Origin of the sequence: Streptomyces sp. NPDC056503 (assembly GCF_042794995.1) — a bacterium.
In the GTDB taxonomy this organism is placed as follows: domain Bacteria; phylum Actinomycetota; class Actinomycetes; order Streptomycetales; family Streptomycetaceae; genus Streptomyces.
In genome coordinates this window covers 1-14,619 of record NZ_JBHTST010000181.1, presented here as the reverse complement: position 1 = coordinate 14,619, position 14,619 = coordinate 1, and the positions used below count along the sequence as shown (strand labels likewise).

Sequence of the window (14,619 nt, the reverse complement as noted above, 5' to 3'; positions counted from 1 at the left end):
GCGGACACAGCGCTCCGCGGCCGCGGCCGTCGTACGTCACGCCACGGCGTACCGCTCAGGACCAGACGGCGACCAGGTACTCGACGCCGTACGGGGCGTCCTCGTGGAGGAGGCGGCCCGTCAGGCCCGCACCCTCGGCGGCACCCGCGAGGACCTGCCAGGGGGCGCGTCCGGCCGCCTTCAGCTCGTACGCGAGCCCCGCGTCGAGCGCGAGGACGCCGGGCACGTCGGCGGAGCCCAGGACGCGGGCGGCCTCGGCGTCGAAGCCGGCGGCACGCTCGTCGAAGTAGCCGGGGGCCTTCACGGTCCGGCACGCGCTGCCGTCGCCGAGGACGAGCAGGGCGACCCGCTCGGCCGAGGCCGCGAGCCGCCGTCCGGCCTCCGCGCACTCCTCGACCGTCGCCCGCTCGTCGACCCCGAGTCCTTCGACGGGCACGCCGGCCCGGTCGGTACGGTCGACTTGGTCGGCCCGGTCGGTACGGTCGGTACGGGAGAGCAGCCAGGCGCCCACGGAGAGCGAGGCCGGCAGCGGGCGACCGTCCCCGGGGCCCTCGCCGAGGCGCACGGAGTGGTCGACGCCGAATCCGGCGAAGGAGCCCTCGGAACCGGCCGGGAAGGCCCCGAGGGAGCCCTCGGGCGCCGCCCCGACCACGTACAGCCGCTCGGGCCGGGCGGCGGCCAGCACCCCGAGGGCGTCCGCGCAGTGCGTCCGCACGGCCTCCAGCTCGGGGGCGGCACCGCTCGCGACCTCGGGCACGAGGAGCGGCGGGCAGGGGCACACGGCGGCGGCGACAAGCATGATCCGCAGCCTACTGCCCCTACGGCACCCCCGCGGGTGGCCCCGTCAGTGGGCGGCGCCGCAGGCCGGGGCCCCGGCGGCCGGGAGCGGCTCCGGGACACCGATCTTCGGCAGGCCGAGCAGGACGCCGGCCGGCTTGGCGGCGGCCGCGGCCGTGCGCTTCTCCCAGGCGTCGCCCGCGCGGGTGCGGCGGACGGTGGTGGTCGGGCCCTCGGCGAGGAGGTGGTGCGGGGCGGCGTAGGTGATCTCGACGGTCACCACGTCGCCGGGACGGACGTCCTCGTCGGGCTTGGTGAAGTGGACGAGCCGGTTGTCGGGCGCGCGGCCGGAGAGGCGGTGGGTGGCGCCGTCCTTGCGGCCCTCGCCCTCGGCGACCATGACCTCCAGGGTGCGGCCGACCTGCTTCTTGTTCTCGTCCCAGGAGATCTCCTCCTGGAGGGCGACCAGGCGCTCGTAGCGGGCCTGCACGACCTCCTTGGGGATCTGGCCGTCCATCTCGGCGGCCGGGGTCCCGGGGCGCTTGGAGTACTGGAAGGTGAAGGCGTTGGCGAAGCGGGCCTCGCGGACCACGTGCATGGTCTGCTCGAAGTCCTCCTCGGTCTCGCCGGGGAAGCCGACGATGATGTCGGTGGAGATGGCGGCGTGCGGGATCGCGGCGCGCACCTTCTCGATGATGCCGAGGAAGCGCTCCTGGCGGTAGGAGCGGCGCATGGCCTTGAGGACCGTGTCCGAGCCGGACTGGAGCGGCATGTGCAGCTGCGGCATCACGTTCGGCGTCTCGGCCATGGCGGCGATGACGTCGTCGGTGAAGTCGCGCGGGTGCGGGGAGGTGAAGCGGACCCGCTCCAGGCCCTCGACGGAGCCGCAGGCGCGCAGCAGCTTGCTGAAGGCCTCGCGGTCACCGAGGTCGGAACCGTACGCGTTGACGTTCTGGCCGAGCAGGGTGATCTCGGAGACGCCCTCGGCGACCAGCGCCTCGATCTCGGCGAGGATGTCGCCGGGGCGGCGGTCCTCCTCCTTGCCGCGCAGGGCGGGGACGATGCAGAAGGTGCAGGTGTTGTTGCAGCCGACCGAGATCGAGACCCAGGCCGCGTACGCCGACTCGCGGCGGGTCGGCAGGGTGGAGGGGAAGGCCTCCAGGGACTCGGCGATCTCGACCTGCGCCTCCTGCTGGACGCGGGCGCGCTCCAGCAGGACCGGCAGCTTGCCGATGTTGTGCGTGCCGAAGACCACGTCGACCCACGGGGCCCGCTTGACGATGGTGTCGCGGTCCTTCTGGGCCAGGCAGCCGCCGACGGCGATCTGCATGCCGGGGCGCGCGGTCTTCATCGGGGCGAGGTGGCCGAGGTTGCCGTACAGCTTGTTGTCGGCGTTCTCGCGGACCGCGCAGGTGTTGAAGACGACGACGTCGGCGCCGTCGGCGTCCTTGGGGGCGCGGACGTAGCCCGCGTCTTCCAGCAGACCGGAGAGCCGCTCGGAGTCGTGGACGTTCATCTGGCACCCGTAGGTGCGAACGTCGTAGGTCTTCGGTCCTTCGATGCCCACTGTGAGACTCCGGTCGCTGCTGCTGGTCATGCCTTCAAGAGTATTCAAGAGTAGGCGGTCCCCGGCGGGCTCCCGGCCGGAAGCCCGACCGTATGCCCGGCGGGAAGTCCGACCGTATGCCCGGCGGGAAGTCCGACGGCCTGCCCACGCGTGTTGCCCGGCCGTGTGTCGACGTGTGTCGACGTGTGTCGACGTGTGTCGGCTGACCGCATGTCCGCATGTTCGTATGCCCGCGCGTGCGTGGGTGCGTGGGTGCGCGGGTGCATGGGTGTCCGGATGTGACAGGGAATCGTCATTGCCGTCATGGAGCGGGGCGGGCGAAGGTGGGGACATGTCCGAGACGCCCTCCACCACGGCCCCCGCGGCCCACCCCGTCCACCGGGTCGTCGTCGCGGTCTTCCCCGACGTGGACCTCCTCGACGTCACCGGGCCCGCCGAGGTCTTCGCGCTGGCCAACCGGGAGGCGGGCGGCGCCCGCTACCGGGTGCGGCTCGCCGCGCCCGGCGGCGCCGGGGAGGTGCGGACCTCGGCGGGGGTGCGGCTGCTCGCGGACCTCGGCTTCGACGAGGTCGGCGCGGACGTCGACACCCTGCTCGTGCCGGGGGCGGTGGACCCGGCGGAGAACGGCGGGGTCACCGCCCGGCTCGACCCGGAGGTCGTGCGCTGGGTGCGGGAGACCGCGCCGCACGCCCGGCGGGTGGCGTCGGTCTGCGTCGGCGCGCACGTCCTCGCCGCGGCCGGCCTCCTCGACGGGAGGACCGCGACGACCCACTGGTCGACGGCGGCGCAGCTCGCGGCCGACCATCCGGAGGTCACCGTCGACCCCGATCCGATCTTCGTACGGACGGACCGGGGCCGGCTGTGGACCGGGGCCGGGATCAGCGCCTGCCTCGACCTGTCCCTCGCCCTCGTGGCGGAGGACCTCGGCGAGGAGACCGCGCTCTCGGTGGCCCGACAGCTGGTGATGTACCTGAAGCGGCAGGGCGGCCAGAGCCAGTTCTCGGTGCCGCTGAGCCGTCCGGCGGCCGGCCGGCGGGACATCGACGAGCTGCGGCTCTGGATCGCGGACCACCTCGACGAGGACCTGTCCGCGGAACGGCTGGCCGGCCGGATGTGCCTGAGCGAGCGGCACTTCGCCCGGGTCTTCGCGCAGGAGACGGGGTCGAGCCCCGCCGCCTACGTGGAGGCGGCCCGGATCGAGGTGGCCCGGCGCCATCTGGAGACCTCGGACGCGCCGCTCGCCGAGGTGGCGGCGCGGGCGGGGCTCGGGTCGGTGGAGACCCTGCACCGGGCGTTCCGCCGGCAGCTCGCGACGACGCCGGCGGCGTACCGGCGGCGGTTCCGCACCGGGCCGGGCTGACGCCCCCGTCCTGCCCTTCCACTCCCGCTTCCCCACCTTCCCGCTCTTCGTTCCCCAGCTCCCCGCCGTGGGCGGCTTCGCCGCGCCACAAGGAATCCGTTTTCAGATGAAAGGACCCGATATGAGCATCACTCCGTCCACCACCCTCCGTTCCCTCTCCGGCCTGAGCGACGAGCCGGCCCGGCTCGCCGGAGCGGCCCTCGTCCTCATCGACATCCAGAACACCTACCGGTCCGGCGTCATGGCGCTCGAAGGCGCCGAGGAGGCGGTCGCCGAGGCGGCGCGGCTCCTCGCCCGCGCCCGGGAGGCCGGCGCGCCGGTCGTCCACATCCAGCACGACAGCGGTGAGGGCTCCCCGTACGACCTCACGGCGCCGGTCGGCGCGATCTGCGACGAGGTGGCCCCGGCCGAGGGCGAGCCGGTCGTGGTGAAGAACTTCCCGAACTCCTTCCACGCCACCGACCTGGAGAAGGTCCTGACGGACCTCGGCTTCGCGGCGGGCAGCGGGAAGGACCTGGTCCTGGCCGGGTTCATGACGCACATGTGCGTGAACTACACGGCCCAGGCCGCGTTCAACCTGGGCTACCGGCCGACCGTGGTCGCCGAGGCGACCGCGACCCGGGCCCTCACCGCCCCGGACGGGACGGTCGTGCCCGCCGCCGAACTCAAGCGGGCCGCGCTGACCGGGCTGACGGACGTCTTCGCGGTCGTGGTGCCGACGGCGGCGGACCTGTCGGCCTGACCTCCGGGGTCGGGCGGGCCACCGAAGCCGGCCTGGTCTTCGGGCCGGGCGGGCCGGACGCCCTGCCGGACCGGGCGCGCATCCCGATCGACGGGGCTGACGCCGGTCCGGCCGAGGGCGGCGCCGGGGCGGGTGAGGCCAGGCGAGGGCGGGGCCGGGGCGGGCGCGTATCCGGCCCGGCCCGGCCCCGCCCTCGCCTGCCCCGCCCGGCCCGGTGGGGCGCGGGCCTGTCCTGCCCCGTGCCCCGTGACCCGCCCGGCCCCGCCCTGCCCGGCCCGCCCCCTGCGGTTTTCCGCAGGGAGGCCGGGCGGGAACGCTCATACCGGGTCCGAGCTGCGCTTTCTAGGTTGGAGAGAGTCCTCCGGCGGGTCCGCCGCGGGACCTTCCCCCTAGCCATGGAGGGCTCATGACGCCGCTGTTCCCGATCTCCCTCGCCCAAACGGCGCAGGCCCAGGAGCCCGCCGGCGGCATCGCCGGATGGGCCGCCGGGCTCGTCGAGACCCTCGGCGGGCCGGGCGCGGGGTTCGCCATCGCGCTGGAGAACCTCTTTCCTCCGCTGCCGAGCGAGGTGATCCTCCCGCTGACCGGCTTCGCCGCCGGTCAGGGCGTGCTCAGCCTCGCCTCCGCCCTGTTCTGGACGACGCTGGGCTCGGTCGTCGGCGCGCTCGCCCTCTACGGGATCGGCGCGCTCTTCGGCCGGGAGCGGATGCACGCGGTGTGGGCGCGGCTGCCGCTGGTGAAGGTCTCGGACCTGGAGCGGACCGAGGAGTGGTTCCGACGGCACGGCACGAAGGCGGTCCTCCTCGGCCGGATGGTGCCGATCTTCCGAAGCCTGATCTCGGTGCCGGCCGGTGTGGAGCGGATGCCGGTCCCGCTCTTCCTCCTGCTCACCACTCTCGGCAGCCTCGCCTGGAACAGCGTCCTCGTCCTCGCCGGCTACGCCCTCGGCGACCGCTGGGAACTGGTCGAGGCGTACGTGGGCGTGGCGTCCAAGGCCGTCCTCGTCCTGGTCCTCGCGGCCGCCGCCGCCTGGCTCGCCGTACGGCTCCGGAGGCGGGGTACGGAAGCCCGTCACCGCCGTGCCTAGGCGGCGGCCTAGGGTGGGCGACGTGGAACGGGACGGTAACGGGGGGCGGTTCGGGCTCCGGCGTGCGGTGGGGGTGCTGGCCGGGTGTCTGACGGCACCGGTCGGGCTCCTGTACTTCCTGGTGGCGGGGGTCGCGCTCGGCCCCTTCCTGCTGTGGCCGCGGACGCGGGCGTACGCCCTGGGGGTGCTCGGCTCGGGAGCCCGGCGGCTCGGGGGCCTGGAGCGCCGGCGGCGGGCGCGTTTCTTCGGCGACCGGTTCCCGGAGGCGTACCCGGAGGCGTACGGGGATGAGGGCGTGGCCGGGGGCGGGGCCCTGCGGTATCTGGCCGTCCGGTCGTCGACGGGGCTCGTGTGCGGGGTGGTGCTGGCGCTGCTCGGGTTCGGTGTGGTGCTGGCGGTGCTGCTGGTCGGCGGTGTGGTGCGCGGGACCATCGAGGCGGCGGAGCTGCTGACGCAGCTGGTCCTCGGGGGCGTCCTGCTCTTCCTCGGTCTCCAGGGGCTGTTCGCGCTGACCGCGCTCGACGCCCGGCTGGCCCGGGAGTACTTCGGGCCGTCGGAGCGGGAGCTGCTGCGCCGCCGGATCGAGGAACTGTCGCTCAGCCGCGCCGCCGTCGTCGGGGCCGTGGACACGGAGCGGCGGCGGATCGAGCGGGACCTCCACGACGGGGTGCAGCAGCGGCTGGTGGCCCTCGCCATGCTCATCGGGCGGGCGCGCCGGAGCGGCGGCCGGGACCCGGAGCGGGCGGCGGAGCTGCTGGACCAGGCGCACCAAGAAGCCCAGGACGTGCTGGCCGAACTGCGGGAGGTGGCCTGGCGGGTGTACCCGTCGGCCCTGGACAGTCTCGGTCTGGAGGAGGCGCTCGGCGGGGTCGCCCAGCGGTGCGCGCTGCCGCTGAGGATCGCGTACGAGGTGGCGGGCCCGCTCCCCCGCCCGGTGGAGACGGCGGCGTACTTCGTCGTCTCCGAGGCCGTCACCAACGCGGCCAAGCACTCCGCCGCCTCGGCCGTCTCGGTACGGGTCGCGGGGGCGCCCGGCGGCCCGCTGACCGTGCGGGTCGAGGACGACGGCCGGGGCGGCGCCGACCCGGCGGGCAGCGGCCTGACCGGGCTGCGCGGGCGGGTCGCCGCGCTCGACGGCGTCCTGCGGATCGACAGCCCCCTCGGGGGACCCACCACCCTCTTCGTGGAGCTGCCGTGCGTGTGATCCTGGCCGAGGACTCGACCCTGCTGCGGGAGGGGCTCGCCCGCCTGCTCGCGGAGGAGGGGCACGAGGTCGTCGGGGCGTTCGGGGACGCGGTGACGCTCGTCGCCGAGACGGAGGCGCTCCGGCCCGACGTGGCCGTCGTGGACATCCGGATGCCGCCGACCCACACCGACGAGGGTCTGCGGGCGGCCGTGGAGATCCGCGAACGGCTGCCGGGGACGGGCGTCCTGGTCCTCTCGCAGCACGTCGAGCGCAGCTACGCGGCCCGGCTGCTCGCGGCCGGGGCCGAGCGGGTCGGCTATCTGCTGAAGGACCGGGTGGCGCAGGTCGAGGAGTTCCTCGACGCGCTGGAGCGGGTCCACGCGGGCGGGGCGGCGATCGACCCGGAGGTCGTACGGCAGCTGGTGGTCCGCAGCGCGCACGCCGATCCGCTGGCGCGGTTGACCCCGCGCGAGCGGGAGGTGCTCCAGGTGCTCGCCGAGGGGTACACGAACACGGCGATCGCCCGTCGGCTGCACCTGTCGCTGAGCGCGGTGGAGAAGCACCTCAACGCGGTCTTCGACAAGCTGGAGCTGCGGGGGACCGAGGGCCACAGCCCCCGGATCCTCGCGGTCCTGCGGTATCTGGAGGCATGAGCCGCCGTCCGGAGGCGCGGCCGGTCCTCCCGTAGCACCCGCCGTCCGGAGGCGCGGCCGGTCAGGAAGCGGGCCGGGTCAGGAGGGCGTGCAGACGGACGAGCGTCCGTTCGTCGCCGAAGCCGCCCGCCTTGATGACGACGGGGACGCGGGGCACGCCGGCCGGGCCGGCCAGGGTGCCCCGGGCGATGCCGGGTTCGGGTTCGTCGTGGAGGTCGATGCCGTGCGCGCCGAGCGCGCGCAGGACGGCCTCGGCGGTCTCCCCGCCGGTGAGCACGAGCCCGTCGAAGGGCGCGCGGGCGGCCAGCGCAGCCACGGACGCGGCCAGTTCGCGGGTCAACTCGGCTGGGTCTGCGCGCCGTTCGTGCGGCGTGTGGAGGATCCGTACGGGAGTGTCGACGGCCGCCCGCAGCGGCTCGGCGGCGACGGCCGCCACCGCGCCCGGCTCGCCGGCCAGCAGGGCGAGCTGTCGGCGGGTGGCCGGGTTGGCACTGCCGACGGCCACCAAGGGACGTGCGGAGAGCGGCAGTTCACGCGTACCCGCGCCGCCCCCGGGGAGCTCGTGGTGACGGGCGAGGGCGGCGGCCAGACCCGGGGAGCCGACCCACAGGACGGCCCGGTGGTCGGGCACGGCGGCGACGATCCGGTCCAGGTCGGCGTCGGTGGCGGCGGAGCAGACGAACAGCCCTCCACGAGGCAGGACTTCGGCGAGTTCCTCCGGCCGGCCGGAGTCGACCGGAACGGCGTCCGGGAGGATCAGGGCGAGGTCGGCCGTACGGACGGGGTGGGCCGGGTCGCGGGCGAACTCGCTCTCGTCGACGCGGACTTCCCGGACGTACTGCACGCCGTCGCGGGTGGTCCGCCCCTCGGCCGGGAAGGCGGGAGCGATCACGACCGCCCGCCGCCCCGAACCCTCCCGCGCGGCACGGATCTCGGCGGCCACATGCCCCCGGAGGGTCGAGTCGACGGTCTTGAGCAGCAGCCCCGCCCCGGACAGGGCGCGGGCCGCCTCCCGGGTACGCGCCACGGCCCCGGCCTCGTCCAGGAGCCGGCTGCCGAGGTCGACGGCGAGCACCCCGCCCTCCTGCCCATGGCCGGCGAGCGGACTGCCGGAAAGGAGGATCCGGGCCGGATGGCCGCCCCGGCGGAAGGGCGCGGCCCCGTCGCCCGCGCTGGTCAGGTCGTCGGCGAGAACGGCGACGCGGGGCGGGGTGACGGGCGGGGCGGGCTGCATCGACGGCTTCCTCGGGTCGTACGGACGCGGGCAGGGGTGCGTGCTCGCCCCACCCTCACCCGCGCGGCCCGCTCAGTCCAGCGGCCACCGGACGGTTCCGCACGCGGCACGGCCCGGAGGGCGCGGCCGGGCGAGGACGGGGCGGACCGTGCGGCCGGTGAGAGCGGAGGGGACGGAGAGGGCGGAGAGGGCAGAGAGGGAGACGAGGACCGTGCGGCGGGTGAGAGCAGTGAGGACGGCAAGGGCGGTGACGTCGAGGGACTCGGCGGGGCGGCACACGGGTGCCGAGGTCACGGACATGCGGAGACTCCCTTGGGACAGGGGTGAGCCGAGCGCCCGGCGGGGGCCAGGGGCGGGCAGAGGGGACTGCCCTCAAGATCACCGGGCGCCTCCCGACGCTAACCGCACCGACCCCGGCACCACGACAGGACACACGGCGAGACCTCGCCGCCGGGAACCGCTCACCGCTTCGGCGGAGCGCGCACGGGACCGGCCGGAGGCCCTCCGGCGGCTCACGGGGCTCGCGGAGACTCCCGGCGGCTCGGAGGCTCGGGAACTCCCGACGGCCCGGAGACTCCCGGCGACTCCCGGTAGCTCGGAGACTCCCCGTGGCCCCCCGGCCACCGGGAGCCACCAGCGGCCACCCGGGCGGCCCCACCGCAGCGGACATCACAGCCGCGCCCGCCCGATCTCCCTGGCCAGGGGCCTCGGCCACCTGGCAGGATCGACGGCATGTTCGCCTCCCTCACCCGTGCCGCACGCCGCCGCCTCCTCGCGCTCGCGGCCGCGCTGGTCGTGGTGTGCGGGGTGCTCCTGTGGTGGGTGGCGCCGTTCGGCACCTCGACGCCCCGCGGTGCGATCACCTTCAGCACCGGGGTTCCCACCGGCGTGTACCAGCAGTACGGCGAGCTGCTCAAGCAGGCCATGGCGAAGGACCTCCCCGAGGTCTCGATCACCCTCACGAACAGCGAGGGCTCCCAGCAGAACCTGGCGAGGGTCGCCTCCGGGGAGGCCGACTTCACGGTCGCGACCGCCGACGCCGTGGCGCAGTACATCCGCGACCGCCGGCCCGGATTCGAGCGGCTGCGGGGCTGCGCCCGGCTCTACGACGACTACGTCCAGCTCGTCGTGCGCAAGGGATCGACCGTCCAGACCGTCTCCGACCTGCGCGGACTGAAGGTCGGCGTCGGACAGGACGGCTCGGGCGTCCGGCTGATAGCGGACCGGGTCCTCGCGGCCGCCGGGCTCACCCCGTCCCGGGACGTGACCGCGGTGCCGGTCGGGATCGACTCGATGCCCAAGATGCTGGAGAACGGCAGCCTCGACGCCTTCTTCTGGTCCGGCGGGCTGCCGACCGAGGCCGTGAAGTCGCTGTCGGAGCGGGCCTCGGTCCGGCTGGTCCCGATGGACGCCCCGCTGGTGGAGGCGCTGCGGGACGTGGGCGATTCGACCCGGCACTACCGCTCGGCGGTCATTCCGGCCGACGCGTACGCGGCCGCGCAGGACGGGCAGCGGGTGAAGACGCTGGCCGTGGCGAACCTGATGGTGACGACGGCCGAGGCCGACCCGGACCTGGTGGAGGGCTTCACCCGGTCGGTGATCGACAGCCGGGACGGCATCGGCAGCCAGGTGCACCCGGCCCAGCTGGTGGACCTGCGGACGGCCGTCTACACCGAGCCCCTCACCCTCCACGACGGCGCCCGCCGCTACTACCGCTCGGTCAAGCCCTGAGCCGTACGGGCTCCGCCCCGACCGTCCGGGCGGCCGATCCGGGCCGCCCGCCGGTCACGAGACGCGGACCCTCACGAGACGCAGACCCCTCACCCGAGGACAGACGACCGCCTGACCGCCCCTCCTCCGTCCGTCCTCCGTCCGCCCGCCAACGGTCCACTCGCCCGCCCGTCAACGGTCCGCCGGCCCGTACCGCGGCACCGTGACCGTCACCCGCAGCCCGTGCGGCTCGTTCGGGGCGAAGGCGATCCCGCCGCCGGTGGCGGTCAGCAGGACGCGGGCGATGGAGAGGCCGAGGCCCGAACCCTTGACGTTCTGGTGGCGGCCGGCGCGCCAGAAGCGGTCCCCGACCCGGGTCATCTCCTCCTCGGTGAGGCCGGGGCCGAGGTCGGCGACGACGACCTCCACCGCGTCCTTCCCGGGCAGGACCCGCACCGTGACCCGCTCGCCCGCCGGCGTGAACTTGAGCGCGTTGTCCACGACCGCGTCCAGGGCGCTCGACAGGGCCACCGGGTCCGCCCAGCCGGTCGCGGCCCCGCACTCCCCCACCAGCAGGACGCCCTTGTCGTCGGCGACCGGCCGCCAGGAGGCGATCCGCTCGGCGGTGAGCGCGCCGACGTCGGTCAGTCGCAGATCGGCGGCGGCGTGCTCGGCGAGGGCCAGGTCGAGGAGGTCGTCGAGGACCCGCGCGAGCCGCTTGCCCTCGGTACGCACGGCGGCGATCTCCTCGTTCCCCTCGGGGAGTTCGAGGGCGAGCAGCTCGATGCGGAGCAGCAGCGCGGCGAGCGGGTTGCGGAGCTGGTGGGACGCGTCGGCGACGAACGCCCGCTGCTGCTCCAGGGATTCCTCGACGTGGTCGGCCATCTCGTTGAACGAGCGGGCCAGGCGGCGCAGTTCGGGTGGTCCGCCGGCCTCGGCGACCCGGGAGTTCATCCGGCCGGTGGCGATGTCGTGGGTGACGCCGTCCAGGACCCGGACCGGGCGCAGCACCCAGCCGGTGAGGCGTACGGCGGCGCCGACGGCGAGCAGCATCGCGGCGGCCTCGCCGGCGAAGATCACCAGCCAGCCGCGCAGGATGCGGGCGCGGAGGTCCCCGGTGGGCGAGTCGGTGACGACCACGGCGACGACGTCCCCGTCGCGGACGACGGGGGAGGCGATGATGAGGCGGGCGTGCGGCTGCCAGGGCCAGACCTGCGGCGGGTCGTGGCTGCGGCGGCCGAGCAGGGCCTCGTTGAAGGCGCGGCGGCCCTCGCCGTCGTAGGGGACGACCCAGTCCTCGGGGGCGGCGGCCATGGAGCGGTTGTCGCGGTAGAAGATGCCGGTCCGGATGCCGTACACGTCGTGGTAGCTGGCGAGCTCGCCGCTGAGGGTGGTGCGGCGCTCGTCGCTGCCGGTGGCCGGGTCGCCGACGAACTGGGCGAGGGCGGCGAAGCGGGCGGCGTCGTCGAGGCGGTCGACGACGACCCGCTGCTGCTGGGCGGCGGCGAGGCTGGCGGCGAGCGGGAAGCCGAGGGCGAGCAGGACCCCCGCCATCAGGACGATGAGCAGGGGGAGGAGTCGGGTGCGCACGGGCGGGGCGGCCGGGCGTTACGCGGCCGGGGCGACCAGGCGGTAGCCGACGCCCCGCACGGTCTCGATCAGGGCGGGCATCCGCAGCTTGGAGCGGAGCGAGGCGACGTGCACCTCCAGGGTGCGGCCGGTCCCCTCCCAACTGGTCTGCCAGACCTCGGAGATGATCTGCTCGCGACGGAAGACGACGCCGGGCCGCTGGGCGAGGAGGGCGAGCAGGTCGAACTCCTTGCGGGTGAGGGCGACGGGTTCGCCGTCGACGCTGACGCGCCGGGTGGGCAGCTCGACGGCGACGGCGCCGAGCCGCAGCACGGTGGCGTCGGCGGAGCCCGTACCGCCGGTGGCCTCGTCGGAGGCGCCGGGGCCCGTGGTGCGCCGGGAGACGGCGTGGATGCGGGCGAGCAGTTCGCCGGTGTCGTAGGGCTTGACGACGTAGTCGTCGGCGCCGAGGTTGAGGCCGTGGATCCGGGAGCGCACGTCGCTGCGGGCGGTCACCATGATCACCGGGGTGGTCGTGAGCTTCCGGATGCGGGCGCAGACCTGGTAGCCGTCCTGGTCGGGGAGGCCGAGGTCGAGGAGGATCACGCCGTACGAGGGGCGCTCGCCCTGTGCCGTGGGGAGGACGGCCTGGAGGGCCTCCTCGCCGTTGCGGGCGTGGGTGACGGCGAAGCCGTGCTTGGCGAGGATCGCGGAGAGGGCCGCGGCGACGTGGTCGTCGTCCTCGACGAGCAGCAGTCGCATGGTCTTCTCCTCTCGTTCGCCCGGGGTGCCCCGGATCGGGGCATGAACGCCCATGAACGCCGATCACCGACGTCACAGTCAAGTGCCACCTGGCGGACCGCCCGCTTCCGTTATCCACCCGGTACGGCTCCGCAGGTCACCTTCACACAGGGTGCCCGCTCGTGGCCCTATCGTTATCCTCAATTTCCGCTCAGATGTGATGACGGTCATCCGGACGTGTCTCTAGTGTCCTCCCAACCGAGGAGGACGGAGCAAGAGGCCGATGAGCGGAGTGGCAGTGTCCAAGGACCACGAGGACTCCCCGCGGGCCCAGGAGGACCTGGTCGTCCTGTCCGGGGTGAACAAGCACTTCGGCGCGCTGCACGTGCTGCAGGACATCGACCTCACGATCGGCCGCGGTGAAGTCGTCGTCGTCATCGGGCCGTCGGGTTCCGGCAAGTCGACGCTGTGCCGCACGATCAACCGCCTGGAGACCATCGACGCGGGCACGATCACGATCGACGGGAAGCCGCTGCCCGCGGAGGGCAGGGAACTGGCGCGACTGCGGTCGGACGTCGGCATGGTCTTCCAGTCCTTCAATCTCTTCGCGCACAAGACGGTGCTCGAGAACGTGATGCTGGGCCAGATCAAGGTTCGCGGCACCGCGAAGGGCGAGGCGGAGACCAAGGCCCGCGCCCTGCTGGAGCGGGTGGGCGTGGCCGCCCAGGCCGAGAAGTACCCGGCACAGCTCTCCGGTGGCCAGCAGCAGCGCGTGGCGATCGCCCGCGCGCTCGCCATGGGTCCGAAGGTGATGCTCTTCGACGAGCCGACCTCGGCCCTGGACCCGGAGATGATCAACGAGGTCCTGGAGGTCATGCAGCAGCTGGCCCGGGAGGGCATGACGATGGTGGTCGTGACGCACGAGATGGGCTTCGCCCGCTCCGCGGCCGACCGGGTCGTCTTCATGGCCGACGGCAGGATCGTCGAACAGGCCACCCCCGAGGAGTTCTTCAGCAACCCGCGCAGCGACCGGGCGAAGGACTTCCTCTCCAAAATCCTGCACCACTGAGCGAGTCGACGACCTAGTCTTCGCAACTCACGCCTACCCAAGGGACGTTCACCCATGAAGCTTCGCAACGCCTCCGCGGCCGCCGCGGCCGCCGTCGTCCTCGCCCTGACCGCCACCGCCTGCGGCACCGGCTCCGACTCGGGCAGCAACGGTGACAAGATCACCATCGGCATCAAGTTCGACCAGCCGGGTCTCGGCCTGAAGACCCCGGACGGCTCGTACGCGGGCTTCGACGTCGACGTCGCGAAGTACGTCGCCAAGGAGCTGGGCTTCGACGAGGGCAAGATCAACTGGAAGCAGGCGCCCTCCGCCGAGCGCGAGAACCTCATCAAGAACGGCGACGTGAAGTTCATCGTCGCGAGCTACTCGATCAACGAGAAGCGCCTGAAGGAGGTCGACTTCGCCGGCCCGTACTTCCTGACCCACCAGGACCTGCTGGTCCGCGCCGACGACTCCTCGATCACCAAGGTCGAGGACCTCAACTCCAAGAAGCTCTGCTCGGTCACCGGCTCGACCTCCGCGCAGAACGTCAAGGAGAAGCTGGCCCCGCAGGCCGACCTCCAGCAGCTCGGCGGGTACTCCGAGTGCCTGACCGGCCTGGAGAACAAGGCCGTCGACGCCCTCACCACCGACGCCTCCATCCTCGCGGGCTACGCCTCGCAGAAGGAGCACCAGGGCAAGTTCAAGCTCGCCGGCCTGACCATGAGCGACGAGAACTACGGCATCGGCCTGAAGAAGGGCGACTCCGAGCTCAAGGGCAAGATCAACAAGGCCCTGGAGAAGATGGTGTCCGACGGCACCTGGGACAAGCTCGTGAAGCAGCACTTCGGCCCGTCCGGCTACAAGAACGAGCCCGCCCCGAAGATCGCGGGCTGACCGAGCGCGCTGCCGTGGGGGGCGCCCCCCCCCGGGGGGGGGGGGGGG

14 protein-coding genes are annotated in these 14,619 nt (G+C 73.9%); 8 read left to right on the top strand and 6 right to left on the bottom strand.

What is annotated here, in order from left to right; translation table 11 throughout:
• Window positions 1-55: 55 nt before the first annotated feature.
• Both ACFQ8C_RS33930 and miaB read right to left on the bottom strand, forming a co-directional pair.
• The gene (locus ACFQ8C_RS33930; protein ID WP_383465307.1) at window positions 56-799 is read right to left on the bottom strand and encodes a class III extradiol dioxygenase subunit B-like domain-containing protein; all 744 of its coding nucleotides are present in this window, start codon (window positions 797-799) and stop codon (window positions 56-58) included.
• Between the two features lie 45 nt (window positions 800-844).
• Complete coding sequence (miaB, locus tag ACFQ8C_RS33925) at window positions 845-2,374, bottom strand: tRNA (N6-isopentenyl adenosine(37)-C2)-methylthiotransferase MiaB (RefSeq protein ID WP_383465305.1); 1,530 nt, start codon at window positions 2,372-2,374, stop codon at window positions 845-847.
• A gap of 301 nt (window positions 2,375-2,675) precedes the next feature.
• Here miaB and ACFQ8C_RS33920 point away from each other — a divergent pair, with 301 nt between their 5' ends.
• The 5 genes from ACFQ8C_RS33920 to ACFQ8C_RS33900 all read left to right on the top strand — a co-directional run bounded on the left by ACFQ8C_RS33920 (window position 2,676) and on the right by ACFQ8C_RS33900 (window position 7,372).
• Complete coding sequence (locus ACFQ8C_RS33920) at window positions 2,676-3,704, top strand: GlxA family transcriptional regulator (protein ID WP_383465303.1); 1,029 nt, start codon at window positions 2,676-2,678, stop codon at window positions 3,702-3,704.
• 121 nt (window positions 3,705-3,825) lie between these two features.
• Window positions 3,826-4,446 (top strand): cysteine hydrolase family protein, encoded by a 621-nt coding sequence (locus ACFQ8C_RS33915; RefSeq protein WP_383465301.1) that lies wholly within the window; start codon window positions 3,826-3,828, stop codon window positions 4,444-4,446.
• 406 nt (window positions 4,447-4,852) lie between these two features.
• A complete protein-coding gene (locus ACFQ8C_RS33910) occupies window positions 4,853-5,533 on the top strand; it encodes a DedA family protein (protein ID WP_383465300.1) in 681 nt (226 codons plus the stop codon).
• A gap of 22 nt (window positions 5,534-5,555) precedes the next feature.
• Window positions 5,556-6,737, top strand: a complete 1,182-nt coding sequence (locus tag ACFQ8C_RS33905; RefSeq protein WP_383465298.1) for a sensor histidine kinase — start codon at window positions 5,556-5,558, stop codon at window positions 6,735-6,737.
• Window positions 6,728-7,372, top strand: coding sequence for a response regulator (locus ACFQ8C_RS33900; RefSeq protein WP_383465296.1), 645 nt, complete (start codon window positions 6,728-6,730; stop codon window positions 7,370-7,372). The genes ACFQ8C_RS33905 and ACFQ8C_RS33900 overlap by 10 nt, the downstream gene beginning before the upstream one ends.
• Before the next feature lie 61 nt (window positions 7,373-7,433).
• On the opposite strand, the gene ACFQ8C_RS33895 is transcribed toward ACFQ8C_RS33900, so the two are convergent.
• Both ACFQ8C_RS33895 and ACFQ8C_RS33890 read right to left on the bottom strand, forming a co-directional pair.
• On the bottom strand, window positions 7,434-8,606 hold the full coding sequence (locus ACFQ8C_RS33895) for a four-carbon acid sugar kinase family protein (RefSeq protein ID WP_383465294.1): 1,173 nt from the start codon (window positions 8,604-8,606) through the stop codon (window positions 7,434-7,436).
• A 72-nt stretch (window positions 8,607-8,678) separates the two neighbouring features.
• Window positions 8,679-8,906 (bottom strand): hypothetical protein, encoded by a 228-nt coding sequence (locus ACFQ8C_RS33890; protein ID WP_383465292.1) that lies wholly within the window; start codon window positions 8,904-8,906, stop codon window positions 8,679-8,681.
• Between the two features lie 432 nt (window positions 8,907-9,338).
• Here ACFQ8C_RS33890 and ACFQ8C_RS33885 point away from each other — a divergent pair, with 432 nt between their 5' ends.
• Window positions 9,339-10,337: a TAXI family TRAP transporter solute-binding subunit gene (locus ACFQ8C_RS33885; protein WP_383465290.1), complete on the top strand. Its 999-nt coding sequence runs from the start codon at window positions 9,339-9,341 to the stop codon at window positions 10,335-10,337.
• Window positions 10,338-10,508: 171 nt separating this feature from the next.
• Here ACFQ8C_RS33885 and ACFQ8C_RS33880 read toward each other — a convergent pair whose 3' ends face one another.
• Entirely contained in the window at window positions 10,509-11,906 is a 1,398-nt protein-coding gene (locus tag ACFQ8C_RS33880; protein ID WP_383465288.1) for a sensor histidine kinase, read from the bottom strand.
• Between the two features lie 18 nt (window positions 11,907-11,924).
• A complete protein-coding gene (locus ACFQ8C_RS33875) occupies window positions 11,925-12,647 on the bottom strand; it encodes a response regulator transcription factor (protein ID WP_383465286.1) in 723 nt (240 codons plus the stop codon).
• A gap of 262 nt (window positions 12,648-12,909) precedes the next feature.
• Here ACFQ8C_RS33875 and ACFQ8C_RS33870 point away from each other — a divergent pair, with 262 nt between their 5' ends.
• Window positions 12,910-13,695, top strand: a complete 786-nt coding sequence (locus ACFQ8C_RS33870; protein ID WP_383465284.1) for an amino acid ABC transporter ATP-binding protein — start codon at window positions 12,910-12,912, stop codon at window positions 13,693-13,695.
• Between the two features lie 54 nt (window positions 13,696-13,749).
• Window positions 13,750-14,571 carry a glutamate ABC transporter substrate-binding protein gene (locus ACFQ8C_RS33865; RefSeq protein ID WP_383465282.1) on the top strand — a complete coding sequence of 274 codons (822 nt, stop codon included), beginning with the start codon at window positions 13,750-13,752 and terminating at the stop codon, window positions 14,569-14,571.
• Window positions 14,572-14,619: the final 48 nt, after the last annotated feature.